Here is a 25,812-nt window from a genome sequence, read left to right as displayed (position 1 = left end):
GGCGGCGCACGACGCCGCGTGTCGCCACCACGGTCGGCTCGGCCCTCGGCCTGCTGCTGGTGACCGCCTTGACCTCGATGACGTGGCCGCAGCGCCTGGCGCTCGCTGGCGCGGTCCTGGTGGCCGGGCTGGCCTACGTCCTGTGGCGCAACCGCGCCGAGATCCTCGCTGCCGCGGACGGCTCGGCCGCCCCGCCCGCCGACCTAGCCCCGCCCACCGATATCGCACCGCCCCCCGACCCAGCCCCGCCCACCGTCACGCCACAGACCTAACCTCTGCTAGCAGAGGTTAGGTGTCCTCCAGCAGGGTCTACCGTGCTCGACGTCACCTAACCCCTGCTAGCAGAGGTTAGGTCGAGGGCCCAGGAGCTCACCCCGCCACGAAAGGGTGCACATGACCGAGCCAGCCCAAAGCGCGCAGCCGGCGCGCCTCGAACTACTGCCCGCCGTCGACGTCCGCGAGGGCCGCGCCGTCCAGTTGCAGCAGGGCATCGCCGGCAGCGGGTGGGAGTTCGGAGACCCGATCGACGCCGCGCTGACCTGGCAGGAGCAGGGGGCCGAGTGGATCCACCTGGTCGACCTCGACGCCGCCTTCGGCACCGGCTCCAATGCGGACCTGCTCGCCGAGATCGTGGGCCGCCTCGACATCAAGGTCGAGATGAGCGGCGGCATCCGCGACCAGGACTCGCTGCACCGCGCGCTGAGCACCGGCTGCCGCCGGGTCAACGTGGGCACCGCCGCCCTGGAAAATCCCGAGTGGACGTGCACCGCGATCGCGACCTATGGCGACCGCATCGCCATCGGGCTCGACGTGCGGGGTGAGACGCTGGCCGCGCGCGGATGGACGACCGAGGGCGGCAACCTCTGGGAGACACTGGCCCGGTTGGATTCCGAGGGCTGCGCCCGCTATGTCGTCACCGACGTCAACAAGGACGGCATGCTCGCCGGCCCGAACGTCGACCTGCTCAAATCCGTTGCCGCACAGACGAATGCGCCGATCGTCGCCTCGGGTGGCGTCTCGACCTTAGCCGATATCGTCTCGATCCGCGGTCTCGTCGGCGACGGCGTCGAAGGCGCGATCATCGGCTCCGCTCTCTACAAGGGCGCCTTCACCCTGCCCGAGGCCCTCGATGCCGCAGGCCGCCCCTGAGCCGACAGGCGGACGGCTGACGCCCGTTCTCGCCTGGCTGCGCGAGCGCACGCGACGGCTGCGGCAGCGAGTCCCGCTGGTCGATCACGGCTGGCGCGCCACGGAGCACTATGTCGACGTCCAGGGCTCGCTGCTCGCCGCGGCCGTGACCTACTACGGCTTCTTGTCGATCTTCCCCTTGCTCGCGCTGGCCTTCGGCGCGGTCGGCCTCGTGGCACGGATGGTCCCGGACGCCAAGGCTGACCTCGAGCGGGCCCTGCAGGAGATCGTGCCCGGCGTCATCGGCAACGGGCCGCATCAGCTCTCCCTGGCGACCCTCGAGGGCACGGCCACCACGGCAGCCGGGCTTGGTGCCCTCGCCGTCTTCTACTCCGGCGTGAGTTGGATGTCCGATGTGCGCGAGGGCCTGACCACGATCTTCCGCGTGCCCAGGCAGGACCAGCCCAATGTGGTCGTGGGCTATCTGCGAGCGCTCGCCTCGCTGGTCCAGGTCGGCGGCATCCTGCTCGCCAGCCTGGGAATCAGCGCCGGGCTGACCGCCCTCTCCCGACACCTGCCTGAGCAACACGCCACCGTCCGCGTGCTGCTCGCAAGTTTGTCGGTTGTCACCGGAATCGCGGTGAGCAGCATCTTCTTCCACGCCCTCTTCCGGCGCGCGGCCCCCGCCGACCTGCCGCGTGGCGCGCTGTGGTCCGGTGCCGCTCTCGGGGCAATGCTCTTCGAGATCCTCAAACAACTCTCGGGCCGGCTGCTCGCCTCCACAAGTAGTCAGCCGGCCTTCCAGGCCTTCGGGATCTCGCTGATCCTGCTGGTGTGGATCTACTACTTCTCGCGGATCGTGATGTTCGCGGCGTCCTGGGCGGCAACGGCCCCGGCATCCAGCACGCGGACCCCGATGCCCGCCGACGAAACCCTGGTGACCCCATGACCAATCCCCGCGATCACGCTCGGCACCCCCAGCGCGTGGGTCCGGATGCCGCCACCGACTCGGCCGGTCTGCCGTGGGCTCGCCGCGACCTGACCCCCTCGGGGTTCGAGAACGACTCCGGCGCAAGCGATCCCGCGGTGCTCGCCGCCCTCGTCGCCGACGACGAGGAGGCCATGATGGCGATGCTGGCCGCCGCCAGATTCCTCGTCGCCGTGGTGGCTCACGCGGATGAGATGGTCCACGACCTAGCGGGCCTCGCGCACGACACGGCGGTCGATATGGCCCTGGTCACCCTGACCGCGCCCGACGGGCGACGGGCCCTGCCGGCGTTCACCGGAGTGGCCGAGCTGGCGGCCTGGGACCAGGCCGCGCGGCCGGTGCCCGTCGCCGCCGCCACCTTGGCCCAGGCCGCGATCGCCGAGTCCTGCCAGGTCGTCGTGGTCAATCTCGGCCTCGCGAGCGCCCGCGAGCTGCGCCCCAGCCAGGTCTGGGCGCTCGCCATGCAACGGACCTGGCTCCCTCCCGACCGCGACCCCTTCGTGCACGCCGCGCTCGGCGCGGCGGTTGCCAGCGAGCCGGAGGTCACGGCATACGGCACGTATGCCGCGCAGCCGGCCGGCACCGTGGGCGTCGAACTGACCCTGGTCGCGGGCCTCGACCACGCGGCCATCGAGTCGCTCGTCACGCGGGTGGGGGAGCGACTCGCGACGGACGGTGAGTTCCGCGCCCGAATCGACGGCCTCGCCTTCCGTCTCGCGGGGTGACACCGCCCGCCCAGCCGATGCCGACGCTGACCGTCGGTCGCCGGTGTGCGGCATACTCGCCGCCAGGGCGCCCCGAGCCGCGGGCCGAGACGACGGAAGGTCACCGATGAAGTTCCGGCACGAGTCCACCTATCACGCGCCGATCGATCAGGTTTTCGCCATGCTGGGCGACCCGGACTTCCGCGCGAAGGTCTGCGACTACCAGGGTGACCTGCGCTATGACGTCGCCATCGACGCCGCCGACGACACCATGTCGGTTGACGTCGACCGGGTGCAGTCGGCGCAGGGACTACCCCCGGTGGCCTCGAAGTTCGTCGGGGACGAGATCGAGATCGAGGTCCGCGAGGAGTGGTCGTCGCCCGCCGCCGCGACCATGGAAGTCACCATCCCCGGCAAGCCAGGCCAGGTGCGCGGCACCATCGCGATGCGCGAGAACGCCGGCGTGACCATTCAGAACTTCACTGCCGAGATCAAGGTCTCTCTCCCCTTCATCGGCGGCAAGCTCGAGGAGATGATCGCAGCGTTGCTGACGGCCGCGCTACGGGCCGAGAACAAGGTCGGCGCCGCCTGGCTCGCGGGGGAGTAGCCGCACGGGGCACTACGCTCACGGTGCTAGACTGGAGGTCAAACCGATTCTCCATGCTCTCGTGGCGTGGCGAATGCTCAAGTGAAGTCGACGGCAGTCACTTCCACCCGCGTCCACCGCAACAGGTGGCCGGGTCCCGGGTTCCGACGGGCGTCCTGCACCTCGCTTCGGCGTGGTGGCCGCGGCGGCTGTGCCACGGCATACGGCTGTATGACGTGCGGCGACCCATGTGCTGCCACTGACCTCCCTCGAGCCATCGCGGGAGGTTCTTTCCTTTCCGGAGCGAGCCGCCGGCGGTGCAGGCCCCACCGACACGAAGGAGCAGCACATCAGCGAGCCTCGCATCAATGACCGCATCCGCGTCCCCGAAGTGCGCCTGGTCGGACCCAATGGTGAGCAAGTCGGCATCGTCCGGGTCGAAGACGCGCTTCGCCTGGCCGCCGAGGCCGATCTCGACCTGGTCGAGGTCGCCCCGATGGCCAAGCCTCCGGTGGCCAAGCTCATGGACTACGGCAAGTTCAAATACGAAGCCGCCATGAAGGCCCGGGAAGCCCGCAAGAACCAGGTCAACACGGTCATCAAGGAGATCAAACTCCGGCCCAAGATCGACATCCACGACTACGGCACCAAGAAGGGCCATGTCGAGCGGTTCTTGAAGGCCGGCGACAAGGTCAAGGTCACGATCATGTTCCGTGGCCGCGAGCAGTCCCGCCCCGAGCTGGGCTTCCGCCTCCTGCAGAAGCTCGCCGAGGACGTGGCCGAACTCGGTTTCGTCGAGTCCGCGCCCAAGCAGGACGGTCGCAACATGGTCATGGTCATCGGCCCGACCAAGAGGAAATCCGAGGCCCGCGCGGAGCAGCGCCGGCGAGCGGCCGAGGTGCCTGCGGCTTCGGCCGGCGCCTCGGTGATCGACACCGACGCGGAGTAGTCCGCACCGACCCACCGAAGTCGGCAGTCCCGTGCTGCTGACCGACCCGCATACGAAGGAGATCGGCGCCATGCCGAAGAACAAGACCCACAGTGGGGCCAAGAAGCGCTTCCGGGTGACCGGCAGCGGCAAGCTCATGCGTGAGCGCGCCAATGTCGTGCACAAGTTCCACGAGAAGACCCCGCAGCACGCCCGCCGTCTGTCCAAGGACGTCGAGGTCGCTCCCGCCGACCGCAAGGCCGTCAAGCGCATGCTCGGCCGCTGAGCCGACTCCCTCGCGGCCTTCGCCGCACCCACTGCGAAACGAACGAAGCAATAGGAGAATCACGTGGCACGCGTGAAGCGGGCGGTCAACGCCCAGAAGAAGCGCCGGGTCGTCCTCGAGCGCGCCAGCGGCTACCGCGGGCAGCGCGGTCGGCTCTACCGCAAGGCCAAGGAGCAGGTCCAGCACTCGCTGGTCTACAGCTACCGGGACCGTCGCGCCAAGAAGGGTGACTTCCGTCGCCTCTGGATCCAGCGGATCAACGCGGGCGCTCGCGCCAATGGCATGACCTACAACCGGTTCATCCAGGGCCTGCGCGCCGCGGAGATCGACGTCGACCGCCGTATGCTCGCCGAGCTCGCGGTCAACGACGAGGCCGCCTTCGCCGCGCTCGTCGAGATCGCCAAGGCGCACGTCCCGGCGACCGACGACGCCGCCAAGGCTGACGCCTGAGCGGTCCGCAGCAGCCGATGCCGTCCGAGCGCCGGCCCAGTGCCCTGACCAACCCCCGATCCGATCGGGTGCGGGCGGTCGCGGCCCTGGGCCGGCGCTCGATGCGTTCGGCCACCGGCCGGATTCTGATCGAAGGCCCGCAGGGTGTGCGTGAGTTGATCCGGTATGCCGCTCCCACCGTCGTCGACGTCTATGTCACCGCGGCCGCCGCGGACCGGTATGCCGACGTCGTGGGCGATGCCCTGAGCGCCGGCTGCTACGTCCACGAGGCGACCGAGCCGGTGCTGGCGGCGATGGCCGACGCGCAGGCGCCGCAGGGGATGCTGGCCGTCGCCCAGTGGGCGCCGCCGACCCTGGAGTCGGTCCTGGCCGCCGGCCCGCGATTGCTGGTCTTGATGACCCAGGTGCGCGACCCGGGCAATGCCGGCACCGTGATCCGTGGCGCCGACGCGGCCGGTGCCGATGCAGTCCTGGTGACCGACAACTCCGTCGACATCACCTCCCCGAAGGTCGTGCGCTCGACCGCGGGCTCGCTTTTCCACCTGCCCGTCGTCACCGGGCTGGACACGTCGGCGACCTTGGCAGCGTTATCGGCACACGGCATACGGACTCTGGCGACGGAGGGCGGCGCTGCCCGGACCCTGCACGACGTGGATCTGACCAAGCCGCACGCCTGGGTGATGGGCAATGAGGCCTGGGGGCTGCCGCCCGAACTCGCCGCCGCCTGCGACGCGCGTGTCGCCATCCCGATCTATGGCAGGGCCGAATCGCTCAACCTGGCCATGGCGGCCACCATCTGCCTCTACACCTCCGCCACCGCCCAGCGCGCGGGGGGCTGAGGTCGCCCGAATGTGTCAACGGCATGGCACATTGATACATTGCGTCGGATGCGCTTTTATCGCTATGACCGCTGCGACATCGAGACCTGGAGGGCGGCATGGGTCAAGGATTCGGCCGCATTGTCACCATCGTGCTGCTCATCGGTTTGCTGGCGAGCTTCCTGGCGCTGATCTTCGGTGACTCGACCCGAAGCCGGGCCGACCGGCTGGCGAATTTCACCCGCCGCCAGGGTGTCAAGGTCACGGCGACGAGCGCGCCATACGTTTCGAATGCGTTGGCGCGCAGCCGCTTCTGGCGGCGGGCCGGCCTGGTCCTCGCCTTCGTCAGCGGCGCGGGCGTCCGTATGCCGTTCGGTGCCACCCACGACGCGGACACCCCTCGGGCCCAATGGCTGGTGCTCTTCGGTGGCTGGTTACTCGGCCTGATCATCGCCGAGTGGCGGGCCGCCGGGACCGCCGGCAACGGCGCCCACCGAGGAGCGTCGCTGACGGCTCGCCGGTTCGGCGACTATGTCTCGCGGTCCGCGCGCGTGTGGCCCCTCGTGTCTGGGCTGATCGCCCTCGGCACCGGCGTCTGGCTCGCGGTGCGGGTCGCGACGGATAGGGAGGCGGCTGCGACATCAGACATCGGTCGGACCGGCCTGATCGTGCTGGGAGTCGCCGCGCTGGCCGGCGCGCTCCTCGTCGTCACGGGGCGCCGCATCGTCCGTCGTCCGCAGGCGGGCGGGGATGACGACCTCCGGCTCGCCGACGACCTGCTGCGTTCGCGCAGCCTTCAACTGCTCTGCGGCGGAGCGGTCGCGTGCGCGAGCTTCATCGGCGCCGCCTTCCTGGCGCTCGTCGGGCGTACTGTCGACGTCCCCCCCGACGGCATGGGTGGGACGCTGGCCAATGTCGGTGGCTTCGGTGTCTTCCTGGCCGTGTTCGGCGCTGCCGCGGGCATCGCCCTCGGCACAACCGCCACGCCGGTGCCCCACGCCAGCGTGCCCGCCGCGGAACCGGTCGAGGAGCCCGCCGGATGATCCTCGATGTCGACCTGACCAGTCCGGTCCCACCGTTCGAGCAACTGCGTCGGCAGCTGGCGTCGATGATCACCGCCGGCACCCTGCCCGCAGGGCACCGGCTCCCGCCGATCCGGCAACTCGCCGGAGATCTGCGTCTGGCGCCCGGCACCATCGCGCGCGTCTACAAAGAGTTGGAGGCGCAGGGGCTGGTTACCAGCCGGGTGCGCACCGGCACGGTCGTCCAGGCCCCCCGCCGGCAGCCCGCTGCAGCCACCCGCGACCAACTCGACGATGCGGCCCGCGGGTATGCCGCCACGGCCCGCCGGCTGGGGAGCGACCTCGACGCGGCGATCGCGCGCCTGCGCGCAACCTGGCCCTCTCTGCCCGCCGACTGAAATCTCACAGCATGGCCGAACCCGCGATCACGTGCGGCAATGCCCAGAATCTGTGGGTAGGGTCGGACGGCGGGAGGGTGAGATGGCACGAAATGACGAGGTGACGCTCGGGTGGGCGGCCCATCGGGGCGCCGTGGACGACCTGGCCGGTCAACTGCAGGAACTTCCCCCCGGGGCGCCGGTGCGCCTGGCCAAGCGCACCTCCAATCTCTTCCGTCCACGCACCGAGACCGGCAGAGCGGGCTTGGATGTCTCCCGGCTCAGGGGCGTCATCGAGGTCGACCCGCAGGCCCGGATCGCCCAGGTCCAGGGGATGTGCACCTATGAAGACCTCGTCGACGCAACTCTCGCCCACGGACTGATGCCGCACGTCGTGCCGCAGCTGAAGACGATCACCCTCGGCGGCGCGGTCACCGGCCTCGGGATCGAGTCCTCCTCTTTTCGCAATGGCATGCCTCACGAATCGGTCCGCGATCTCGACATTCTCACCGGCAGCGGCGAGATCGTCACCGCAAGTGCCACCAACGAGCACGCCGACCTCTACCGGGCCTTCCCCAACTCCTATGGCACCCTCGGCTACAGCGTGCGGCTGGCCATCGAGCTGGAGGCGGTCACGGCATACGTGCACCTGCGGCACATCCGCGCGCACTCGGTCGACGAACTCGTCGCGACCCTCGGCCGCGTTCTCGAATCCCGCGAATTCGACGGGGAGAGTGTCGATTTCGTCGACGGCGTGGTCTTCACCCGCACCGAGTCGTATGCAGTTCTGGGCACGTTCACCGCCACCGCGCCCTATCTTTCCGACTACACCGGGCAGCGCATCTTCTATCGCAGCATCCAGGAACGCACCGAGGACTATCTGACGATCCGCGACTATCTGTGGCGCTGGGACACCGACTGGTTCTGGTGCTCACGCGCGCTGAAGGTCCAGCACCCGCTCGTGCGCCGGTTGGTCCCGCGGCGCTATCTGCGCTCCGACGTCTATGGCCGGATCATCCGCTTCGAGAACCGGCACGGTTGGTATGCCGCGCTCCAACATCGAGGCGGCGCGCTGCCGCAGGAGCGAGTCGTGCAGGACATCGAGGTGCCGATCGAACGCACGGCGGAGTTCGTGGACTGGTTCCTGGCCACTGTGCCAATCGAGCCGATCTGGTTGTGCCCCATCCGTATTCATGATCGCCAACACGGCGTGCGGCCGTGGCCGCTCTACCCGATCGAAGCCGGCCGCGACTATGTCAACATCGGCTTCTGGTCCGCGGTCGATATCGCGCCCGGCGCCGTCGACGGGGACGTCAACCGGGCCATCGAGGCCAAGGTGAGCGCGTTGGACGGCCACAAGTCCCTCTATTCCGATGCCTATTACGACCCCGAAAACTTTCGTTCGCTCTATGGCGGTGAGGAGTATGCCCGTGTGAAGAAGCTCTACGACCCCGACGGCCGGCTGCCCGACCTCTACGCGAAGGTGGTGGGCCGTCGATGACTTTGACCATCGGTGAACTCGCCGACGAGATCTTCGGCAGCGACGCGCCGTTCGCGCTCGCGGCCTATGACGGCTCGCGCGGCGGCAACCCCAACGCCGACATCGTCCTGAAGCTGAAGACGGAGCGCGGCCTGCGCTACCTGGTGACGGCCCCGGGCGAGCTCGGGCTGGCCCGCGCCTATGTCCAGGGCGATCTGGACATCGACGGGATCGACCAAGGCGACCCCTACGACCTGCTCGTCCGGGCCAAGGACAAGCTCGCGCCCAAGATTCCCGACCCGCGCCGGCTCGCGGACATCGTGCGCACCCTCGGGCCGCGGATGTTCGTGCCGCCGGAGTTGCCGGCCCAGGAGAATCCGCCCGGTTGGCGGCGGCTCGCCGAGGGTGTGCGCCACTCCAAGGCCCGCGACGCCCGGGCGATCGCCCACCACTATGACGTCAGCAACCGGTTCTACGAGCTGGTGCTAGGCCCGTCGATGGCTTACACCTGCGCCTGCTATCCCAGCCAGGGCGCGACCTTGGAGCAGGCCCAGGAGTTCAAGTTCGACCTGGTCTGCCGCAAGCTCGGCCTGCGCCCGGGGATGCGCCTGCTCGATGTCGGGTGCGGCTGGGGCGGGATGGTGCGGCACGCGGTGAAGAACTACGGCGTACGCGCGCTGGGGGTGACGCTCTCGGGTGAGCAGGCGGCATACGGCCAGGAGTGGATCGAGCGCGAGGGCTTGGGCGACCTCGCGCAGATCCGGCACGGCGACTACCGCGATGTCACCGAGTCCGGCTTCGAGGCGGTCTCCTCCATCGGCCTGACCGAGCACATCGGGGTCAGGAACTATCCCGCCTATTTCGGCTTCCTCGCCGAACGGCTGGTCTCCGGGGGCCTGCTGCTCAACCACTGCATCACCTCGCCGAATACCGCCTGGGGGCAGATCACCAAGGGGGGCTTCATCAACCGGTATGTCTTCCCCGATGGCGAGCTCGCCCCGGTTGGCACGATCATCGGCGCGATGGCCGATCAGGGCTTCGAGATGCGGCACGCGGAGGACCTGCGCGAGCACTACGCCCGCACGTGCCGGGAATGGGCCCGCAATCTGTCGGCCAACTGGGAGGCGGCGGTTGCCGAGGCCGGCCCGGGGACCGCCCGCATCTGGGGGCTCTACCTCTCCGGGAGTTCGCTCGGCTTCGAGCGGGGCGAGATCCAGTTGCATCAGGTGCTCGGCCAAAAGGTCGGCCCCGGCGGCGTCGCCCCCTACCCGCTGCGCCCGAGTTTCGGTTCCTGACGTCACCGTCAATGTGCCGGCGCGCGGGCGATCGGCCTGCGGACGGCACCCTAGGCAGGTGAAACTCGGTCGGCCCCGCGCGCCGCGTTACGTAGACTCGGGCGCCGAAGCCTCCAACGCGCGTGAAGTGAGCCATGTCCGGACCCAATAGCAACTACGACCCCGTCGAGGTCGCCGCCCTGGCGCCCGAAGCGGTCGAGGCCGCGGTCACTGCCGCCCTGGCGGCCGCAACGGCCGCGTCGACGCTTGCCGACCTCAAGGCCGCCAAGCTCGCCCACCTCGGCGACAAGTCGCCACTGGCCCTCGCCAACCGCGAGATCGGCGCTCTGCCACCGAGCGCCAAGGCCGAAGCCGGCAAGCGTGTCGGGCAGGCCAAAGGCCAGGTCAACGCCGCGTATGCCGCCCGCCAGGCCGAGCTCGAAGCCGACCGCGACGCCCGCATCCTCATCGAGGAGGCCATCGACGTCACCTTGCCGACCGGTCGTCGGCCGCTCGGCCGCCGGCACCCGATCGAGTTGATGGGGCAGCGGATCGCCGACATTTTCGTCGGCATGGGCTGGGAGATCGCCGAAGGCCCGGAGATCGAGGCGGAATGGTTCAACTTCGACGCGCTCGGTTTCGATGTCGACCATCCCGCGCGCCAGATGCAGGACACCTTCTACATCGAGCCGCCGGACGGCGGACTGGTGTTGCGCACCCATACCTCCCCCGTGCAGGCGCGCGCGATGCTCGATCGCGGTGTGCCGCTGTATGTCGCCTGCCTGGGCCGCGTCTTCCGCACCGACGAACTCGACGCCACGCACATGCCGGCCTTCCATCAGGTCGAAGGACTCGCGGTGGACGAGGGCATCACCATGGCCAACCTCAAGGGCACGCTGGATCGGCTCGCCGCCGAACTCTTCGGGGAGGGCATCACGACCCGCCTGCGGCCGTCGTTCTTCCCGTTCACGGAGCCGAGCGCCGAGATGGACCTGCGCTGCTTCGTCTGCCGCGGCGCCGACCCGGCCTGCCGCACCTGCAAGGGGACCGGCTGGATCGAGTGGGGCGGCTGCGGCATGGTCAACCACAAGGTGCTGCGTGCCTGCGGTGTCGACCCCGAACGCTACTCCGGGTTCGCCTTCGGGATGGGCATCGACCGGGCGCTGATGTTCCGCTACGGCGTCTCGGACATGCGAGACATGATCGAAGGTGACGTGCGCTTCGACGCACAGTTCGGGATGGAGATCTGATGCGTGTCCCCGTCGACTGGCTGCGCGAATATGTCGCTGTCCCAGCGGAATCCACCGGCGTCGAGATCGCTGCTGCTCTGGTCAAGGTCGGCCTGGAGGAGGAGGGCCTGTATGCCAGCGAGGTGCAGGGCCCGGTCGTCGTCGGCCGGGTGCTCACCCGCGAGCCCGAGCCGCAGAAGAATGGCAAGACCATCAACTGGTGCTCGATCGACGTCGGCGAGGCCAATGGCACGGGCGAGCCCCAGTGGGTCGTCTGCGGGGCCCACAACTTCGAGGCCGGCGACCTGGTCCCGGTGATCCTGCCCGGTGGCGTGCTGCCTACTGCCCAGGGCCCGCTCACGGTCACCGCGCGCAAGACCTATGGGCACCTCTCGGCCGGCATGATCTGCTCCGAGCGTGAGCTCGGCCTCGGCGAGGATCACGACGGGATCATCGTGCTGACGCGGCGCTTCGCCGGCGACTCCGAGACCCTGGCCCGGCTGATCCCCGGCGCCGACGTGCTGCCGATCCTCGGCCTGGACCGCGAGACCGTCGAGGTCAATGTCACGCCGGATCGCGGCTACTGCTTCTCGATTCGCGGCATCGCGCGCGAGTACGGTCACGCCACCGGCGCCGCCTATGTCGATCCGGCTTCGGCCCTCGCCGCGGCCGCCCCCGCACCGACCGCCGACGGCTATCGCGTCCGTCTCGTCGACGACGACCCGATCCGCGGGCGCGCCGGATGCAGCCGATATGTCGCGCGGATCGTCCGCGGCCTCGACGTCTCGGCGCCCACGCCGGGCTGGATCAAGACCCGGCTCACCGAGGCCGGCATGCGTCCCATCTCGCTGCCCGTGGACGTCACCAATTACGTCATGCTCGGCCTCGGCCAGCCCTTGCACGCCTTCGATCTGCACCGGCTCGGCGAATCGATCGTCGTGCGCCGCGCGCGTGCGGGGGAGCGGATGACGACGCTCGACGGCGCCGACCGCGCTCTGGACCCGCAGGACCTGGTGATCACCGACGGCGGCGAGACCCCCATCGCCATCGCCGGTGTGATGGGTGGGGAGTCCACCGAGATCTCCGCCACCACGACCGATGTCCTGATCGAGGCCGCGCACTTCGACGCGGTGACGATCGCGCGTTCCGCGCGCCGGCACAAGCTGCCCTCGGAGGCCTCGCGCCGCTTCGAGCGTGGCGTGGACCCGCTCCTCGCGCCCGCGGCCGCGGAACTCGCGGTGCAACTCCTTGTCCACTACGGCGGTGGCACGGTCGATCCCGCGGTCACCGACACGATCGAGCAGGAGTGGGTCGCTCCCGTCATCCCGCTCGATGCCGACTACCCGAGCCGGCTCGTCGGTGCCCCGTATGCCGCATCCGACGTTCGCCGCATCCTTACCGAACTCGGCTGCACCGTCAACGGCGCGGGCGAGGCGACGCTTCGGGTCAGCCCGCCGTCCTGGCGCCCCGATCTGTTGACCGCTCCCGATCTGGTCGAGGAGGTCGCCCGGATCGACGGCTACGACAAGATCCCGTCGGTGCTGCCGACTCCGCCCGGCGGGCGCGGGTTGACCCACGGTCAGCGCACGCGGCGCATCATCGCGGATGTGCTCGCGGCACAAGGCCTCCACGAGATCTGGGGCGCACCCTTCGTCGGTGACGCACGGCATACGGCAATGGGATGGGACGCGACGCAGGCGCGGGCACGAACGGTCGCCATCGCCAACCCGCTCTCCGACGAGCAGCCGCTCTTCCGGATCAGCGTGCTCTCGACCATGGTCGACGCGGTTCTGCGCAATGTGGCCCGGGGCAGCAAGGATGTCGGGCTCTTCGAGCTCGGCCTGGTCGCCGCCCTCGACGCGCCACAACAGTCGGCGCCCACCGAGGACGTCGGCGTGCACCCCGACGCCGAGACGCTCGCCGCGATCCGGGCAGCCGTGCCCGCCCAGCCGCGTCACCTCGGGATCGTCCTGGCCGGGGAGCGGGAGCGCTCGGGCTGGTGGGGCGACGGCCGCCCCGCGGACACCGGTGACGTCATCGCCCTGGTGACCAGCGTGCTCGACGCCCTGAGCGTCCGTGCCGAGATCACCGCGGCCGACCCAATGCCCTTCCACCCGGGCCGGTGTGCCCAGTTCACGCTTGCCGACGGCAGCCTGATCGGGCACGCCGGTGAACTGCATCCCAAGGTTACGGCTGCCCTCGGGCTGCCTGCCCGGACGGTCGCCGCCGAAGTCGACGTCGATGTGCTCATCGCTGCCAGCGAGAGCCGGGCAACCGCGCGGACGCTCGTCACCTCACCGGTTGCCTACACCGACATCGCGCTGGTCGTCACCGAGTCCACGCCGGCCGCCGGCGTCGAAGCTGCGGTGCGCGCGGGGGCGGGGGAGCTGCTGGAATCGGTGAGCCTGTTCGACATCTACCGCGGTGCCCAGGCCGGGGACGGCAAGAAGTCGCTCGCTTACCGCCTGGCCTTCCGCGCACCCGACCGCACCCTGACCACCGATCAGGTCAGCGCCCTCCGCGACGCCGCAGTCGCCGCCGCGCGTTCGGCCGTGGGCGCCGAGCAACGGGTCTGAGGACCGCTGACCCCCCGGACCTAAACTCTGCTAGCAGGGTTTAGGTGACGTCGGACAGGGTCTACCCTGCTGGAGGTCACCTAGCCTGTGCTGAGTCGCGGGGTCTCAACCAAAGTGCATGAAGTTGCCGAATCCGGTATAGTCATGCAATGTGATCAGCGTTGCCGTCGCCGGGGCCAGCGGGTATGCCGGTGGCGAACTCATCCGCCTCCTGCTCGGCCACCCCGAGGTCACCCTCGGCGCCCTCACGGCAAGCAGCAACGCCGGGCAGCGACTCGGGGCGATCCATCCGCACCTGACGCCCATCGCCGACACCCCCTTGCAGGAGACGACCACCGACGTGCTGGCCGGGCACGATGTCGTCTTCCTCGCCCTGCCGCACGGGCACAGTGCGGCGTTGGCCGCTCAGCTCCCGGCGGACGTGACCGTCATCGACTGCGGTGCGGACTTCCGGCTCGAGCGCGCCGAGGCCTGGACCACCTTCTACGACACCCCGTATGCCGGCTCCTGGCCTTACGGCCTACCGGAACTCCCGCTCGCCGAGGGCGAGCAACGCGCTGCCCTCGCCGGAGCGCACCGGATCGCGGTGCCGGGGTGTTACCCGACCGCCGTCAGCCTGGCCCTGGCGCCGGGCCTGAAAGCCGGTGTCCTCCAACGCGATGACATCGTCGTCGTCGCCGCGTCCGGGACATCCGGCGCCGGCAAGTCCCTCAAACCGCACCTCCTGGGGGCGGAGGTGATGGGCGCGATGTCGCCCTATGGCGTCGGGGGAGGCCATCGGCATACGCCGGAAATGGAGCAGAACCTGTCCTGGGCCGCGGGGGGGCCCGTGAGTCTGTCCTTCACCCCCACCCTCGCGCCGATGGCGCGCGGCATCCTGGCCACGTGCACGGCGCGGCTGGTCCCGGGGACGGATCCCGACGGCATCCGGGCCCACTGGGAACGGGCGTATGCCGGCGAACCCTGCGTCACCCTGCTGCCGCCAGGTTCCTGGCCGCGCACCAGCGATGTGCTCGGCGCCAACGCCGTCCACGTCCAGGTAGCAGTCGACACTCGGATCGGGCGGGCGATCTGCATCGCCGCGGTGGACAATCTGACGAAGGGCACAGCCGGTGCGGCCGTGCAGTGCATGAACCTCGCCCTGGGGCTGCCGGAGCTGACCGGACTCTCCCTCGTCGGCGTGGCGCCCTGAAAGCCCCGAAGGAGATCCGATGTCCGTCACTCATCCCGCCGGCTTCCGCGCCGCCGGAGTCACTGCCGGCCTCAAGGCCAGCGGCCGGCCCGACCTGGCGCTGGTCGTCAACGACGGGCCCGATCACGTGGCCGCGGCCGTCTTCACGTCGAACCGGGTGCAGGCCGCCCCGGTCTTGTGGTCCCGGCAGGTCCTGGCCGACGGCCGGGCCGACGCGGTCGTGCTCAACTCGGGCGGCGCCAATGCCTGCACGGGTGCCGGTGGCTTCCAAGACACCCACGCGACCGCCGAGCGGGTGGCCGCCGAGCTCGGCATCTCGGCCGGCGATGTGGTCGTCTGCTCCACCGGCCTGATCGGTGAGCGGCTGCCGATGGACCTGCTGCTCGCCGGCATCGACGCCGCGGCAGCCGAGCTTTCGAACACGGGCGGCGCGGACGCCGCGACCGCCATCATGACCACCGATACCGTCCCCAAGACCAGTTCCTATGACGCGAGCGGCTGGAGCGTCGGCGGCATGGCCAAGGGGGCCGGCATGCTGGCCCCGGGATTGGCGACGATGCTCGTCGTCCTCACGACCGACGCCGTCGTCGACGCCGGCGTCCTGGCGACGGCGCTACGACGGGCAACCTCCCTGACCTTCGACCGGGTGGACTCCGACGGCTGCATGTCGACCAATGACACCGTGGTCGTCCTAGCCTCTGGTGCCTCCGAGATCCCCGTGCCGGACCACGCGATCGAGCGGGCCCTGACCGAGGTCTGCGCGGATCTGGCCATGCAATTGGTGCGGGACGCGGAGGGAGCCGCGCACGACATCCGGATCGATGTGCGCTCTGCGGCAACGGAATCCGATGCGCTTGACGTCGCCCGGGCCATCGCGCGCAACAACCTTTTCAAGTGCGCGATCTTCGGTCGCGATCCCAACTGGGGCCGCATCCTCGCGGCGGTCGGCACCACGTCGGCGGCCTTCGAACCGGACGCCATCGACGTCGCGATCAATGGCGTGACCGTATGCCGTTCCGGTGGCGTCGGCGACGACCGCGCCTTGGTCGACCTCGCGCCGCGCGACGTGCAGATCATTCTCGACCTGCACGCGGGGGAGCAGGCGGCCACGGTCTGGACCAACGACCTGACGCACGACTATGTCCATGAGAACTCCGCCTACAGCACCTGATCGGCGACCCACCCCATGTTTTCGGAATCCGCGGTGCGCCGTCCCGCCGACGCTGCCACTGTGCGTGCCGCCCACGACAAGGCGGCCACGCTTGTCGAGGCGCTGCCGTGGCTCGAGCGCTTCCGCGACGCGCTCGTCGTCGTCAAGTACGGCGGCAACGCGATGACCGAGCGGGAGTTGCAGGTGGCCTTCGCCCAGGACATCGCCTTCCTGCGGCTAGCCGGGCTGCGCGTCGTCGTCGTGCACGGGGGTGGGCCGCAGATCAAGGCCATGCTCACTCGCCTGGGCATGAGGAGTGAGTTCAAGGGTGGCCTGCGCGTCACGACCCCGGAGGTCATGGACGTGGTCCGCATGGTTCTGACTGGTCAGGTCGGTCGTGAGCTCGTCGCCCTGATCAACCAGCACGGGCCGATGGCGGTTGGGCTGTCCGGCGAGGACGGGGCGCTCTTCGGGGCCCGGCGTCGCGGCGTGGTCATCGACGGGGTGGAAGAGGACATCGGCCTGGTGGGGGAGGTCATCCAGGTCGACCCGTCGGCCGTCGAGGACTTGCTGGCGGCCGGCCGGGTGCCAGTCGTCTCCACCGTCGCGCCCGATCTGGACGGCGACGGACAGGTCCTCAATGTCAACGCCGACACGGCCGCAGCTGCGCTGGCTGTCGCACTCGGCGCCCGCAAGCTGGTCATCCTCACCGACGTCGAGGGGGTCTATGCCGACTGGCCGGATCGCGACAGCCTGCTGTCGCAGATCTCGCTCAGCGGGGCACGCGACCTGCTCACCCGAGTGGACGAGGGCATGATCCCCAAGCTCGAGGCCTGCTGCCAGGCCGTCGAGCAGGGTATCCCCCAGGCGCACGTGATCGACGGGCGCCAACCCCACTCGCTGCTGCTCGAAGTGTTCACCAGCGCGGGGATCGGCACCATGATCGTGCCGGATTCCGTTGCCAGCCAAGGAGTCTCCTGACGTGACCGCGACTAACGACCTGCTGAACCGGTATGCCGAGGCCCTGCTCGGCGTGTTCGGCCGCCCGGCCCTCGTGCTCGACCGCGGCGAGGGCTGTTACGTCTGGGATGTCGACGGCGTGCGCTACCTGGACCTGCTCGGGGGAATCGCTGTCAGTGCGCTGGGCCACAACCACCCCGAGTTGGTCGCCGCCGTCTCGAAACAGGTCGCCAGCCAGATCCACATCTCCAACTTCTTCACCAGCCGCGCCCAGATCGAGCTCGCCGAGCGACTGCTGAGTCTCGCCGAGGCGCCGGCCGGCTCCCGGGTCTTCCTCACCAACTCCGGCGCCGAATCGCTCGAGGCAGCGATCAAACTCGCACGCCGCACCGGCCGGCCCGGGATCCTCGCCATGGCTGGCGCCTTCCACGGCCGCAGCACCGGCGCCCTCGCGCTCACCGCGAAAGCCGCGTACCGGGAACCCTTCGAGCCGCTGCTGCCGGGCGTGCGACACATCCCGTATGACGACCTCGACGCTCTGGAGGCCGCGCTCGGCCCCGACGTGGGAGCCGTTGTCCTGGAACCGATCCAGGGCGAGGCCGGCGTGATCGAGCCGCACCCGGGATATCTGGCCGGCGTGCGCGAACTCACGCGTCGCCACGGCGCACTCATGATCGTCGACGAGGTGCAGACGGGGGTCGGGCGCACCGGTGACTGGTTCGCCTTCCAGGCCGCCGGCATCGGGCCGGACGCGATGACCCTGGCCAAAGGCCTCGGTGGCGGGGTGCCGATCGGCGCCCTGGTGACCTTCGGGCCCGAGGTCTCCGCGATGCTGGAGCCCGGCATGCACGGCTCGACCTTCGGCGGCAACCCGCTCGCCGCCGCAGCCGCCCTGGCGGTGCTCGACACCATCGAGCGGGACGGCCTGCTGGCCAATGCCACCGCCATGGGCCACTACTTTGCCGAAGCCGTTGCCGCATTGCGGCATCCGGCCATCAGCGGCACCCGCGGTCGCGGTCTGCTCCGCGCTGTCACCTTCGAGCGCCCGATCGCCGCCGCGGTCGCCACACAGGCGCGCGATGCGGGCTTCATCATCAATCCGGTCGCCCCCGACGCGATCCGGTTGGCGCCACCGCTGATCATCGGCCGGCCGGAGGTGGACGCCTTCGTCTCGGCCCTGGGGCCGATCGCCGACCGAGCTATCGAGGAGATGTCATGACCGTCCGCCACTTCCTCAAGGACGACGACCTGAGTCCGGCCGAGCAGGCTGAGGTGCTGGCCCGCGCCGCGGCGATGAAGGCCGACCCCTTTGGCGACACGGCCCTCGCCGGACCGCAGGTTGTAGCCGTGCTTTTCGACAAGCCGACGCTGCGGACCCAGGCCTCGTTCACCGGGGCGATCGCCCATCTGGGTGGTCACCCGATGATCATCGACGGCAACCTCGCCCAGGTGGGGGTGCGCGAGTCGATCGCCGATGTCGCCAGGGTCCTGGGCCGTCAGTCGGTGGCCGTCGTGTGGCGCACGTTCGGCCAGGAGCGCATCGCGGAGATGGCGGCGCACGCCGGCGTCCCCGTCGTCAACGCGCTCACCGATGACTACCATCCGTGCCAGATCCTCGCCGATCTGTTGACCATCAGCGAACACAAGGGCCGGCTCGCCGGTCTGACGATGGCCTATCTCGGCGACGGCGCGAACAATATGGCGCACTCCTATCTCGTCGGCGGGGCGACCGCCGGCCTTCACGTCCGTGTCGCCACCCCGCCGACCCATCAGCCGAAGGCCGAGATTCTTTCTCGGGCAACGGAAATCGCTGCACCGACCGGTGGTTCGGTGATGCTGACAGAGGATCCGTATGCCGCGGCATACGGCGCCGACGTCGTCGTCACGGACACGTGGGTATCGATGGGGATGGAAGCCGAGAAGGGGGAGCGGCAGGGGATCGGCTCGCCCTTCGAGAAGTTCCGGGTCACCCCCGAGGTGATGGGCGTGGCCGACCCGGCTGCGATCTTCTTGCACTGCCTGCCGGCCTATCGCGGCTTCGAGGTGAGCGCCGAGGTGATCGACGGGCCGCAGTCGGTCGTCTGGGACGAGGCCGAGAACCGCTTGCACGCGCAGAAGGCCGTGTTGTCCTTCCTCCTGCAGCACGCGAGCGCCGACGCGGTGACACCGTGACGGTCTCGCCGTCGCGGGCCGGACGACAGCAGCGGATCATCGAACTCGTCGGTGAGCGCCTCATCCGCTCGCAGTTCGAGCTCGTGGAAATCCTTGCGGCAGAGGGCATCGAGGTCACGCAGGCGACGCTGTCCCGGGACCTCAAGGAGATCGGTGCCGAACGCGTGCGCGTCGGGACCGACTTGGTGTATGCCGTGCCCGGCGAGGGCGGTGACCGCACCGCCCGACCCGCAGCGGATCCCGCCGAGGTCGAAGGCCGGTTGCGCCAGCGCTGCCAGGAACTCCTTGTCTCTGCCGCTGTTTCCGCCAACCTGGTCGTCCTGCGCACCCCACCGGGCGCCGCAAGCTTCCTGGCCTCGGCCATCGACCACGGGCAGTTGCCCGACGTCCTCGGCACCATCGCCGGTGACGACACGATCATGATCATCACCTGCGGCGAGGAGGCCGGCCACGCCCTCGCGCGCCGGTTGCTCGTCACCTCCCGGAAGGACAATGCGTGAGCACCGAGCCCACCACCGAACGCGTCAGTCTCTGGGGCGGACGATTTGCCGGTGGCCCGGCGGATGCCCTTGCCGCACTGTCCAAATCGACGCACTTCGACTGGCGGCTCGCGCGCTACGACATCGCCGGATCCCGAGCCCACGCTCGGGTTCTACACCGGGCCGGGTTACTCGACGAGGCGACCCTGGTGGCGATGCTCGACGGCCTCGAGCGCCTCGACGCCGATGTGGTCGCCGGCATCTTCGTCGCCGCCGAAAACGACGAGGACGTGCACACCGCGCTGGAACGGGGCCTGATCGAGCGGGTCGGCGCCGAGGTCGGCGGGCGGCTGCGGGCCGGCCGGTCGCGCAACGACCAGATCGCGACGCTCTTGCGGATGTATCTGCGTGACCATGCCCGCGTCGTGGCCGCCCTTGTCCTGGACGTAGTGGATGCTCTTGTGGCGCAGGCGGATCGGCACCTTGGCGTGGCCATGCCCGGCCGGACCCACCTGCAGCACGCGCAGCCGGTGCTGCTCTCGCATCACCTGCTCGCCCATGCGTGGGCGCTGCTGCGCGATGTCGATCGGCTTCGCGACTGGGACCGGCGGGCGGCGGTCTCGCCCTATGGGTCGGGTGCTCTCGCGGGCTCTTCGCTGGGGCTCAATCCCGAGGCCGTGGCCGCCGATCTGGGCTTCGCCGCGGCCGTCGACAACTCCATCGACGGCACGGCGGCGCGGGACTTCGTCGCGGAGTTCGCCTTCGTCGCCGCGATGATCGCCGTCGACATCTCTCGGCACGCGGAAGAGGTGATTCTCTGGGCGACAAAGGAATTCGGGTTTGTCCGCCTCGACGATGCCTATTCGACGGGGTCGAGCATCATGCCGCAGAAAAAGAATCCCGATGTCGCGGAGTTGGCCCGCGGCAAGGCCGGCCGGCTGATCGGCGATCTGTCCGGCCTGCTGGCGACGCTCAAGGGTCTGCCGCTGGCCTACAACCGCGATCTGCAGGAGGACAAGGAGCCCGTCTTCGACGCTGTCGACACCCTGGAGGTGCTGCTGCCGGCCTTCTCGGGGATGGTGGCGACCATGGTGTTCGACACTGACCGACTCGAATCTCTTGCCCCGCAAGGATTCTCGCTGGCGACCGATATCGCCGAGTGGTTGGTGCGCAGTGGCGTGCCCTTCCGCATCGCGCACGAGGTGGCCGGCGCCTGTGTCCGGGCCTGCGAGGAGCGCGGCATCGAGCTGTGGGAGCTGAGTGACTCGGAACTGGCGGCCATCAGCCCGGCGCTCACGCCCGACGTGCGGAGCGTGCTCAGCGTGGCCGGGTCGCTGGCCTCGCGCGACGCCAAGGGCGGCACGGCCCCGGCGCAGGTGGCCGAGCAACTCGACGCCGCGCGCACCGCAGCCGGGATCGCCAGAGCCTGGGCCACCACCGCCGGTTGAGCCATCAGGGCAGCGAGATCCGCATCTCTGTCGTCGCCGTGAACCCGAGCGCCTCGTAGAGCGGCCGCCCGGCGTCCGAGGCGTGCAGGGAGACGGAGTCGACGCCGGAGGCACGGCATACGGCCAGCGACTCCTCGATCAGCCGGCGGGCCAGGCCCCGCCGCCGGTGGCTCGGCTCGATATACATATTGAGCAGATAGCCGCGCCGGGGAACGGTCGTGTGCATGTTCGGCGGCAGGTCCAGCCACAGCACGCCGACCCCGCCCACGACGGCGCCTTTCTCGTGCGCGAGCACGCCGACATACCGGCCGTCCGCGAGCGCCGAAGCGAGCCAATCGCGCGCGGGCGCGCTCGCCGCAGCGACCACGTCCTCGCTGATTCCCATCTCGCGAAACATCGAATCCCGGTGGTGGCCGATCCGATCGACATCGTCGGTGTGCGCACGACGCAGGGTGATCGACATGCTGCGAGCCTATTGGGCCGCTCGCGTCGCGCAGACTGTCCCGTATGCCGCGCCCGCCCCGCCTGCCGCGCCGATTCTTCGCCCGCGAAGTCCTGCAGGTCGCCCCCGATCTGATCGGGTGCACCATCACCCACGCGGGCGTCACCGTCCGCGTGACCGAGACCGAGGCGTATGCCGGCTACCTCCACGACCCGGGTTCGCACGCCTTCCGCGGCCGGACGCCACGGACGGAGCCGATGTTCGGCCCGGCCGGCTTCACCTATGTCTACTTCACCTATGGCATGCACTGGATGTTGTGCCTGGTCACCGGGCCCGTCGATCTCGCCCAGGCGGTGCTCATCCGGGCCGGCGAGGTCGTCGACGGCCTCGATGTTGCCGCCCAGCGGCGCCCCGGCATTGCCCCGCGGGACTGGTGCCGGGGACCGGCCCGACTGGCCACGACCCTGGCGCTCGACGGCGGCGACACCGGCCGGGACTTCTGCCGGCCGGTGCTGCGTGCCCCGGCCATGCCGGTCGAGCCCATCGACCTGATCGTGCGGGCAGCGTCGAACTCCATTGTCCCGCAACAGATCCGCACTGGACCGCGGGTCGGCGTTAGTGGTCCGGGCGGCGACGGAGCGAGATACCCCTGGCGCTTCTGGCTCGACGGTGAACCCACCGTCTCCACCTATCGCCCCGGCGTCACCCGCTCGGGCAGGCGCTGGCCAGGAAGTGAGGGCGACCGTCGTCCGGGGATCCATCCCGTGAGCGGTCACGCGGGGACGTAGCCGGCGATGTCCGCCCGAAGGCGCGTCTTGACGTCGTGCGGGGCGAAGCTCGCGTCGACGGCCGCCGCCGCCAGATCGCGCAGGCCGGTCTCGTCGAGATCCAGCAGCTCGGCCGCCAGCGCGTATTCGCGGCCAAGCGTGGTCCCGAACATCGGCGGGTCGTCACTGTTGACGGTCACCACGACCCCTGCGTCACGCAGCGCTTTGATGGGGTGGTCCTCGATGTTTTTGACGACCCGGGTGGCGAGATTCGAGGTCGGCGAGATCTCCAGAGGGATGCGGCGCTCCGCCAGGTGGGCGACGAGCGCCGGATCGTCGATCGCGCGGATACCGTGACCGATCCGCTCCGCGCCGAGGTCGCGGATCGCCGACCAGATCGTCTCCGGCCCGCTCGACTCGCCCGCGTGGGGCACCGAGTGCAGGCCCGCGGCTCGGGCGCGCTGGAAGTGAGGCGCGAACTGGGCTCGGGGCACACCGATCTCCGGCCCGCCCAAGCCGAAGGCGACGAGGGCATCGGGGGCGTGGTCGACGGCATACCTGAGCGTCGCGTCGGCCGCCGGGACACCGGATTCGCCGGGGATGTCGTAGATCCAGCGCACGGCGACGCCGTGGTCGCGTTCGGCAGCCATGCGTGCATCCTCGATCGCCTCGGTGTACGCCTCGATCGGGATGCCACGGATCACCGAGGTATAAGGCGTCATCGTCAGTTCGGCATACCGAACCCGTTGTGCCGCAAGGCCTTCGATGACCTCATATGTGAGCAACCTGATGTCCTCCGGGGTCCGCAGCAGGTCGACGACCGCCAGATAGACCTCGATGAAGTGACCGAAATCGGTGAAGGTGAAGAACTCGCGCAGCGCGTCCAGCTCCGTCGGCACGCCTGCGTCTGGGTGCCGGGCCGCGAGGGCGGCGACCGTCTCCGGCCGCGCCGACCCGACGTGGTGGACGTGGAGTTCGGCCTTCGGCAGGCCGGCGATGAAGTCGGCGTGGTCGGCACGCGCTCGCAGTTCGCTCACAAGCGCCGAGTATGCCGTTTGCCCGATCCTGCGTTGCGCTCATCCTCGCGCATTGGTTGGCTTGCGCGGTGACGCGAGCAGACCTCTGGCCCCGGCGCACCGAGCGGCTGGTGATACGCCCACCCACCGACGCCGATCTGACGCCGAAGGCTCGATCGGCTACCTGCTCGGTCCCGCCGTACACGGGCGCGGGTTGAGCACCGAGATCGGCGCGGCCCTGCTCGCGCTGGCGTTCGAGGACCTCGGGCTGCACCGGGTCACGGCCGGCTGCTTCGCCGACAACATCGCGGCTACACCAACGCGATCCTGGGGCACGAATGGCGCGCCGGTTCGAGCAGCGAAACCTGGTAGGGCGCGGCCACAGCGACGTGGCAGGCTGAGCACGGACGCGGCATACCGACCAAGGACGCCGGCCGACGACAAGAGGTGAGGTATCCCGTGAGCAACGTCCTCGACGAGCTGCAGTGGCGCGGATCGGTGGCCCTGTCCACCGACGAGTCCGCGCTGCGAGAGGCGATCGAGAACGGGCCGATCACCTTGTATTGCGGTTTCGATCCGACGGCGCCCTCACTGCACTTCGGCAACTTCGTCCAACTCGTCGTGTTGCGACGCTTCCAACTCGCCGGGCACCGGGTCATCTGCCTGGTCGGCGGGTCGACCGGGCTGATCGGCGATCCGAAGCCAACCTCCGAGCGGGTGCTGAAGACCAGGGAGCAGACGGCGGCAAATGTCGCCCGGATCAAGGCTCTGGTACGGCCCTTTCTCGACTTCGACGGCACGACGGGTGTCGCCCACCCGGCGATGCTGGTCGACAACCTCGACTGGTTCGGTCCGATGTCCGCTCTGGACTTCCTGCGCGAGGTCGGCAAACACTTCCGCGTCAACCAGATGGTCAAGAAGGAGGCCGTGGCCCGCCGGCTCGAGAGCCAAGAAGGGATCTCCTACACCGAATTCAGCTACCAGCTGCTGCAGGCGTTGGACTACCTCGAGCTCTACCGGACGCACGGGTGTGTGCTGCAGACGGGGGGATCGGACCAGTGGGGCAATATCACCGCGGGCGTGGACTTGGTCCACAAGGTCGAGGGCGTCTCGGTCCACGCGCTCGCGACGCCACTACTGACGGACGCCGCCGGGGTCAAGTACGGCAAGTCGGAGGGCAATGCCATTTGGCTGTCGGCCGATATGACCAGCGCGTACGCCTTCTACCAGTACTTCCTCAATGTCGACGATGCCAGTGTCGGCGCCCTGCTGCGCTTCTTCACCGACCGGTCGCAGCCCGAGATCGAGGAGCTCGAGCGCGCCGCACGGGAGGAGCCTTTCCGACGTGCGGCCCAGAAGGCCCTCGCGGCGGACATCGTGACCCTGGTGCACGGTGATCCCGCTCGTCAGGCGGTGGTCGCGGCGTCAGAAGCTCTCTTCGGCAAGGGGGATCTGCGCGCCCTGGACGCGGCCACGCTCGTGGATGCGACGGCGGAGCTGCCCGGCGGCGAGGTCCACGCGGGCATGTCCGTGGTCGATGCGTTGGTGAGCGTCGGCCTGGTCGACTCGCGCAATGCCGCGCGCCGGGCCATCGCTGAGGGCGGTGCGTCGGTCAATGGCGTCAAAGTGACCGATGCCGATGCCGTGCTGGCGGAGGCCGACCTCCTGGCCGGCCTGGTAACGATCCTTCGTCGCGGCCGGAAGTCGCTTGCCGCGGGGCGAGCCGCAGCACTCTGATCAGCACGTATGACGTTCCAGCGGCCCCCGGTGCACCCCTCGAACAGGCGTGCGACACGCCCGGGATGCGACGCCGATTTTGCAAGATCGGCGGAAGCCCCGTAATGTTTTCCAGGTCAGCCCGCAAGGGAGGAACGGACGCCACCGCAGGAGCGATACTCCTGACGAAGCCGGCCGGTCCCGCAGGCCAAACTGACTCCCACAGCCGGATGCACCCGAACCGCAAGGTGCGGCACGCCGGCGAAGCAGGCCGGAACACCGGTTTGGAACAGTCCCAACAGACTGTTAGAGTAAGACCACCGCGCAGATCCAAGCGCATCAACAACGGCCGCCGTCGAGCGGATCACGAAGTTGACGCCCAAGCATGGGTGCGGTAAGCTTGAACGGTTGCCCCAAACGAGCATTGATCGAAAAGATCGGTGATCGGTGGTGCGCGTCCGAACCTTGAGAACTCAACAGCGTGTCAAAAATCGATGCCAATAACCTCGTCACGAGGCGAACCGATAGATCGCATTAGCGATCGGGTCGTTTCATCTCGTACGAAATCCTTTTGGTTGACAACGATCATCTAGCAATAGCTAGTTGTTCTTGCTCAGCCAGTGA

The 25,812-nt window shown here is 69.4% G+C and carries 27 protein-coding genes; 25 read left to right on the top strand and 2 right to left on the bottom strand.

Annotation, left to right across the window (positions count from 1 at the left end; translation table 11 throughout):
- From PKH97_RS02365 to argH, 22 genes are all read left to right on the top strand, one after another.
- Positions 1-272 (top strand): hypothetical protein (locus PKH97_RS02365; protein WP_324385797.1); only part of this gene is annotated, 272 nt, incomplete at its 5' end.
- Between the two features lie 121 nt (positions 273-393).
- Positions 394-1,149: a bifunctional 1-(5-phosphoribosyl)-5-((5-phosphoribosylamino)methylideneamino)imidazole-4-carboxamide isomerase/phosphoribosylanthranilate isomerase PriA gene (gene priA / locus PKH97_RS02360; protein WP_324385796.1), complete on the top strand. Its 756-nt coding sequence runs from the start codon at positions 394-396 to the stop codon at positions 1,147-1,149.
- Positions 1,130-2,077 (top strand): YihY/virulence factor BrkB family protein, encoded by a 948-nt coding sequence (locus tag PKH97_RS02355; protein WP_324385795.1) that lies wholly within the window; start codon positions 1,130-1,132, stop codon positions 2,075-2,077. The genes priA and PKH97_RS02355 overlap by 20 nt, the downstream gene beginning before the upstream one ends.
- Entirely contained in the window at positions 2,074-2,841 is a 768-nt protein-coding gene (locus PKH97_RS02350) for an SseB family protein (protein WP_324385794.1), read from the top strand. Before PKH97_RS02355 ends, PKH97_RS02350 begins: the two co-directional genes overlap by 4 nt.
- Positions 2,842-2,947: 106 nt before the next feature.
- Positions 2,948-3,427, top strand: coding sequence for a DUF2505 domain-containing protein (locus tag PKH97_RS02345; RefSeq protein WP_324385793.1), 480 nt, complete (start codon positions 2,948-2,950; stop codon positions 3,425-3,427).
- A 328-nt stretch (positions 3,428-3,755) separates the two neighbouring features.
- On the top strand, positions 3,756-4,355 hold the full coding sequence (infC, locus tag PKH97_RS02340; RefSeq protein WP_324385799.1) for a translation initiation factor IF-3: 600 nt from the start codon (positions 3,756-3,758) through the stop codon (positions 4,353-4,355).
- A gap of 70 nt (positions 4,356-4,425) precedes the next feature.
- Entirely contained in the window at positions 4,426-4,620 is a 195-nt protein-coding gene (gene rpmI / locus PKH97_RS02335; RefSeq protein ID WP_324385798.1) for a 50S ribosomal protein L35, read from the top strand.
- A gap of 63 nt (positions 4,621-4,683) precedes the next feature.
- Complete coding sequence (gene rplT, locus PKH97_RS02330; protein WP_324385792.1) at positions 4,684-5,070, top strand: 50S ribosomal protein L20; 387 nt, start codon at positions 4,684-4,686, stop codon at positions 5,068-5,070.
- Positions 5,071-5,087: 17 nt separating this feature from the next.
- Positions 5,088-5,909: an RNA methyltransferase gene (locus PKH97_RS02325; protein WP_324385791.1), complete on the top strand. Its 822-nt coding sequence runs from the start codon at positions 5,088-5,090 to the stop codon at positions 5,907-5,909.
- Between the two features lie 98 nt (positions 5,910-6,007).
- On the top strand, positions 6,008-6,931 hold the full coding sequence (locus tag PKH97_RS02320; RefSeq protein WP_324385790.1) for a hypothetical protein: 924 nt from the start codon (positions 6,008-6,010) through the stop codon (positions 6,929-6,931).
- Positions 6,928-7,308: a GntR family transcriptional regulator gene (locus PKH97_RS02315; RefSeq protein WP_324385789.1), complete on the top strand. Its 381-nt coding sequence runs from the start codon at positions 6,928-6,930 to the stop codon at positions 7,306-7,308. The genes PKH97_RS02320 and PKH97_RS02315 overlap by 4 nt, the downstream gene beginning before the upstream one ends.
- An 82-nt stretch (positions 7,309-7,390) precedes the next feature.
- Complete coding sequence (locus PKH97_RS02310) at positions 7,391-8,788, top strand: FAD-binding oxidoreductase (RefSeq protein WP_324385788.1); 1,398 nt, start codon at positions 7,391-7,393, stop codon at positions 8,786-8,788.
- The gene (locus PKH97_RS02305) at positions 8,785-10,062 is read left to right on the top strand and encodes a class I SAM-dependent methyltransferase (RefSeq protein ID WP_324385787.1); all 1,278 of its coding nucleotides are present in this window, start codon (positions 8,785-8,787) and stop codon (positions 10,060-10,062) included. The genes PKH97_RS02310 and PKH97_RS02305 overlap by 4 nt, the downstream gene beginning before the upstream one ends.
- Positions 10,063-10,196: 134 nt before the next feature.
- Positions 10,197-11,291 carry a phenylalanine--tRNA ligase subunit alpha gene (gene pheS, locus PKH97_RS02300; RefSeq protein WP_324385786.1) on the top strand — a complete coding sequence of 365 codons (1,095 nt, stop codon included), beginning with the start codon at positions 10,197-10,199 and terminating at the stop codon, positions 11,289-11,291.
- Positions 11,291-13,846 carry a phenylalanine--tRNA ligase subunit beta gene (gene pheT / locus PKH97_RS02295; RefSeq protein ID WP_324385785.1) on the top strand — a complete coding sequence of 852 codons (2,556 nt, stop codon included), beginning with the start codon at positions 11,291-11,293 and terminating at the stop codon, positions 13,844-13,846. Before pheS ends, pheT begins: the two co-directional genes overlap by 1 nt.
- Positions 13,847-13,997: 151 nt before the next feature.
- Entirely contained in the window at positions 13,998-15,038 is a 1,041-nt protein-coding gene (gene argC / locus PKH97_RS02290) for an N-acetyl-gamma-glutamyl-phosphate reductase (protein ID WP_324385784.1), read from the top strand.
- 19 nt (positions 15,039-15,057) lie between these two features.
- On the top strand, positions 15,058-16,209 hold the full coding sequence (gene argJ / locus PKH97_RS02285) for a bifunctional glutamate N-acetyltransferase/amino-acid acetyltransferase ArgJ (protein ID WP_324385783.1): 1,152 nt from the start codon (positions 15,058-15,060) through the stop codon (positions 16,207-16,209).
- Positions 16,210-16,224: 15 nt separating this feature from the next.
- The gene (gene argB / locus PKH97_RS02280; protein WP_324385782.1) at positions 16,225-17,169 is read left to right on the top strand and encodes an acetylglutamate kinase; all 945 of its coding nucleotides are present in this window, start codon (positions 16,225-16,227) and stop codon (positions 17,167-17,169) included.
- Position 17,170: 1 nt separating this feature from the next.
- Positions 17,171-18,367, top strand: coding sequence for an acetylornithine transaminase (locus PKH97_RS02275; RefSeq protein WP_324385781.1), 1,197 nt, complete (start codon positions 17,171-17,173; stop codon positions 18,365-18,367).
- Complete coding sequence (argF, locus tag PKH97_RS02270; protein WP_324385780.1) at positions 18,364-19,320, top strand: ornithine carbamoyltransferase; 957 nt, start codon at positions 18,364-18,366, stop codon at positions 19,318-19,320. Before PKH97_RS02275 ends, argF begins: the two co-directional genes overlap by 4 nt.
- Positions 19,317-19,820, top strand: coding sequence for an arginine repressor (locus PKH97_RS02265; RefSeq protein WP_324385779.1), 504 nt, complete (start codon positions 19,317-19,319; stop codon positions 19,818-19,820). The genes argF and PKH97_RS02265 overlap by 4 nt, the downstream gene beginning before the upstream one ends.
- Entirely contained in the window at positions 19,817-21,247 is a 1,431-nt protein-coding gene (argH, locus tag PKH97_RS02260) for an argininosuccinate lyase (protein ID WP_324385778.1), read from the top strand. The genes PKH97_RS02265 and argH overlap by 4 nt, the downstream gene beginning before the upstream one ends.
- Before the next feature lie 4 nt (positions 21,248-21,251).
- Here the strand turns inward: argH and PKH97_RS02255 are convergent, their stop codons facing one another.
- Positions 21,252-21,710 (bottom strand): GNAT family N-acetyltransferase, encoded by a 459-nt coding sequence (locus PKH97_RS02255; RefSeq protein WP_324385777.1) that lies wholly within the window; start codon positions 21,708-21,710, stop codon positions 21,252-21,254.
- Positions 21,711-21,754: 44 nt separating this feature from the next.
- Between PKH97_RS02255 and PKH97_RS02250 the strand changes: the two genes are divergently transcribed.
- Positions 21,755-22,477 (top strand): DNA-3-methyladenine glycosylase, encoded by a 723-nt coding sequence (locus PKH97_RS02250; protein ID WP_324385776.1) that lies wholly within the window; start codon positions 21,755-21,757, stop codon positions 22,475-22,477.
- Here PKH97_RS02250 and PKH97_RS02245 read toward each other — a convergent pair.
- On the bottom strand, positions 22,462-23,493 hold the full coding sequence (locus PKH97_RS02245) for an adenosine deaminase (RefSeq protein WP_324385775.1): 1,032 nt from the start codon (positions 23,491-23,493) through the stop codon (positions 22,462-22,464). The two genes, PKH97_RS02250 and PKH97_RS02245, sit on opposite strands and share 16 nt — an antisense overlap.
- On the opposite strand from PKH97_RS02245, the gene PKH97_RS02240 reads away from it, so the two are divergent.
- Together PKH97_RS02240 and tyrS are read left to right on the top strand one after the other, a co-directional pair.
- Positions 23,453-23,923, top strand: coding sequence for a GNAT family protein (locus PKH97_RS02240; protein ID WP_324385774.1), 471 nt, complete (start codon positions 23,453-23,455; stop codon positions 23,921-23,923). The genes PKH97_RS02245 and PKH97_RS02240 overlap by 41 nt on opposite strands.
- An 8-nt stretch (positions 23,924-23,931) precedes the next feature.
- Positions 23,932-25,209, top strand: a complete 1,278-nt coding sequence (gene tyrS / locus PKH97_RS02235) for a tyrosine--tRNA ligase (protein WP_324385773.1) — start codon at positions 23,932-23,934, stop codon at positions 25,207-25,209.
- Positions 25,210-25,812 lie beyond the last annotated feature (603 nt).

It is taken from the genome of Nostocoides sp. (genome assembly GCF_035343835.1).
GTDB lineage: Bacteria > Actinomycetota > Actinomycetes > Actinomycetales > Dermatophilaceae > Nostocoides_A > Nostocoides_A vanveenii.
Note: the sequence above shows the minus strand (reverse complement) of the source record. Positions and strands in the feature narration are given on the sequence as shown.

Excerpts from the sequence above, each read along its gene's own strand:
- priA (WP_324385796.1), top strand. The coding sequence starts at position 394 with ATGACCGAGCCAGCCCAAAGCGCGCAGCCGGCGCGCCTCGAACTACTG.
- PKH97_RS02355 (WP_324385795.1), top strand. The coding sequence starts at position 1,130 with ATGCCGCAGGCCGCCCCTGAGCCGACAGGCGGACGGCTGACGCCCGTT.
- PKH97_RS02350 (WP_324385794.1), top strand. The coding sequence starts at position 2,074 with ATGACCAATCCCCGCGATCACGCTCGGCACCCCCAGCGCGTGGGTCCG.
- PKH97_RS02345 (WP_324385793.1), top strand. The coding sequence starts at position 2,948 with ATGAAGTTCCGGCACGAGTCCACCTATCACGCGCCGATCGATCAGGTT.
- rpmI (WP_324385798.1), top strand. The coding sequence starts at position 4,426 with ATGCCGAAGAACAAGACCCACAGTGGGGCCAAGAAGCGCTTCCGGGTG.
- PKH97_RS02325 (WP_324385791.1), top strand. The coding sequence starts at position 5,088 with ATGCCGTCCGAGCGCCGGCCCAGTGCCCTGACCAACCCCCGATCCGAT.
- PKH97_RS02320 (WP_324385790.1), top strand. The coding sequence starts at position 6,008 with ATGGGTCAAGGATTCGGCCGCATTGTCACCATCGTGCTGCTCATCGGT.
- PKH97_RS02315 (WP_324385789.1), top strand. The coding sequence starts at position 6,928 with ATGATCCTCGATGTCGACCTGACCAGTCCGGTCCCACCGTTCGAGCAA.
- PKH97_RS02310 (WP_324385788.1), top strand. The coding sequence starts at position 7,391 with ATGGCACGAAATGACGAGGTGACGCTCGGGTGGGCGGCCCATCGGGGC.
- PKH97_RS02305 (WP_324385787.1), top strand. The coding sequence starts at position 8,785 with ATGACTTTGACCATCGGTGAACTCGCCGACGAGATCTTCGGCAGCGAC.
- pheS (WP_324385786.1), top strand. The coding sequence starts at position 10,197 with ATGTCCGGACCCAATAGCAACTACGACCCCGTCGAGGTCGCCGCCCTG.
- pheT (WP_324385785.1), top strand. The coding sequence starts at position 11,291 with ATGCGTGTCCCCGTCGACTGGCTGCGCGAATATGTCGCTGTCCCAGCG.
- argJ (WP_324385783.1), top strand. The coding sequence starts at position 15,058 with ATGTCCGTCACTCATCCCGCCGGCTTCCGCGCCGCCGGAGTCACTGCC.
- argB (WP_324385782.1), top strand. The coding sequence starts at position 16,225 with ATGTTTTCGGAATCCGCGGTGCGCCGTCCCGCCGACGCTGCCACTGTG.
- argF (WP_324385780.1), top strand. The coding sequence starts at position 18,364 with ATGACCGTCCGCCACTTCCTCAAGGACGACGACCTGAGTCCGGCCGAG.
- PKH97_RS02255 (WP_324385777.1), bottom strand. The coding sequence starts at position 21,710 with ATGTCGATCACCCTGCGTCGTGCGCACACCGACGATGTCGATCGGATC.
- PKH97_RS02250 (WP_324385776.1), top strand. The coding sequence starts at position 21,755 with ATGCCGCGCCCGCCCCGCCTGCCGCGCCGATTCTTCGCCCGCGAAGTC.
- PKH97_RS02240 (WP_324385774.1), top strand. The coding sequence starts at position 23,453 with ATGAAGTCGGCGTGGTCGGCACGCGCTCGCAGTTCGCTCACAAGCGCC.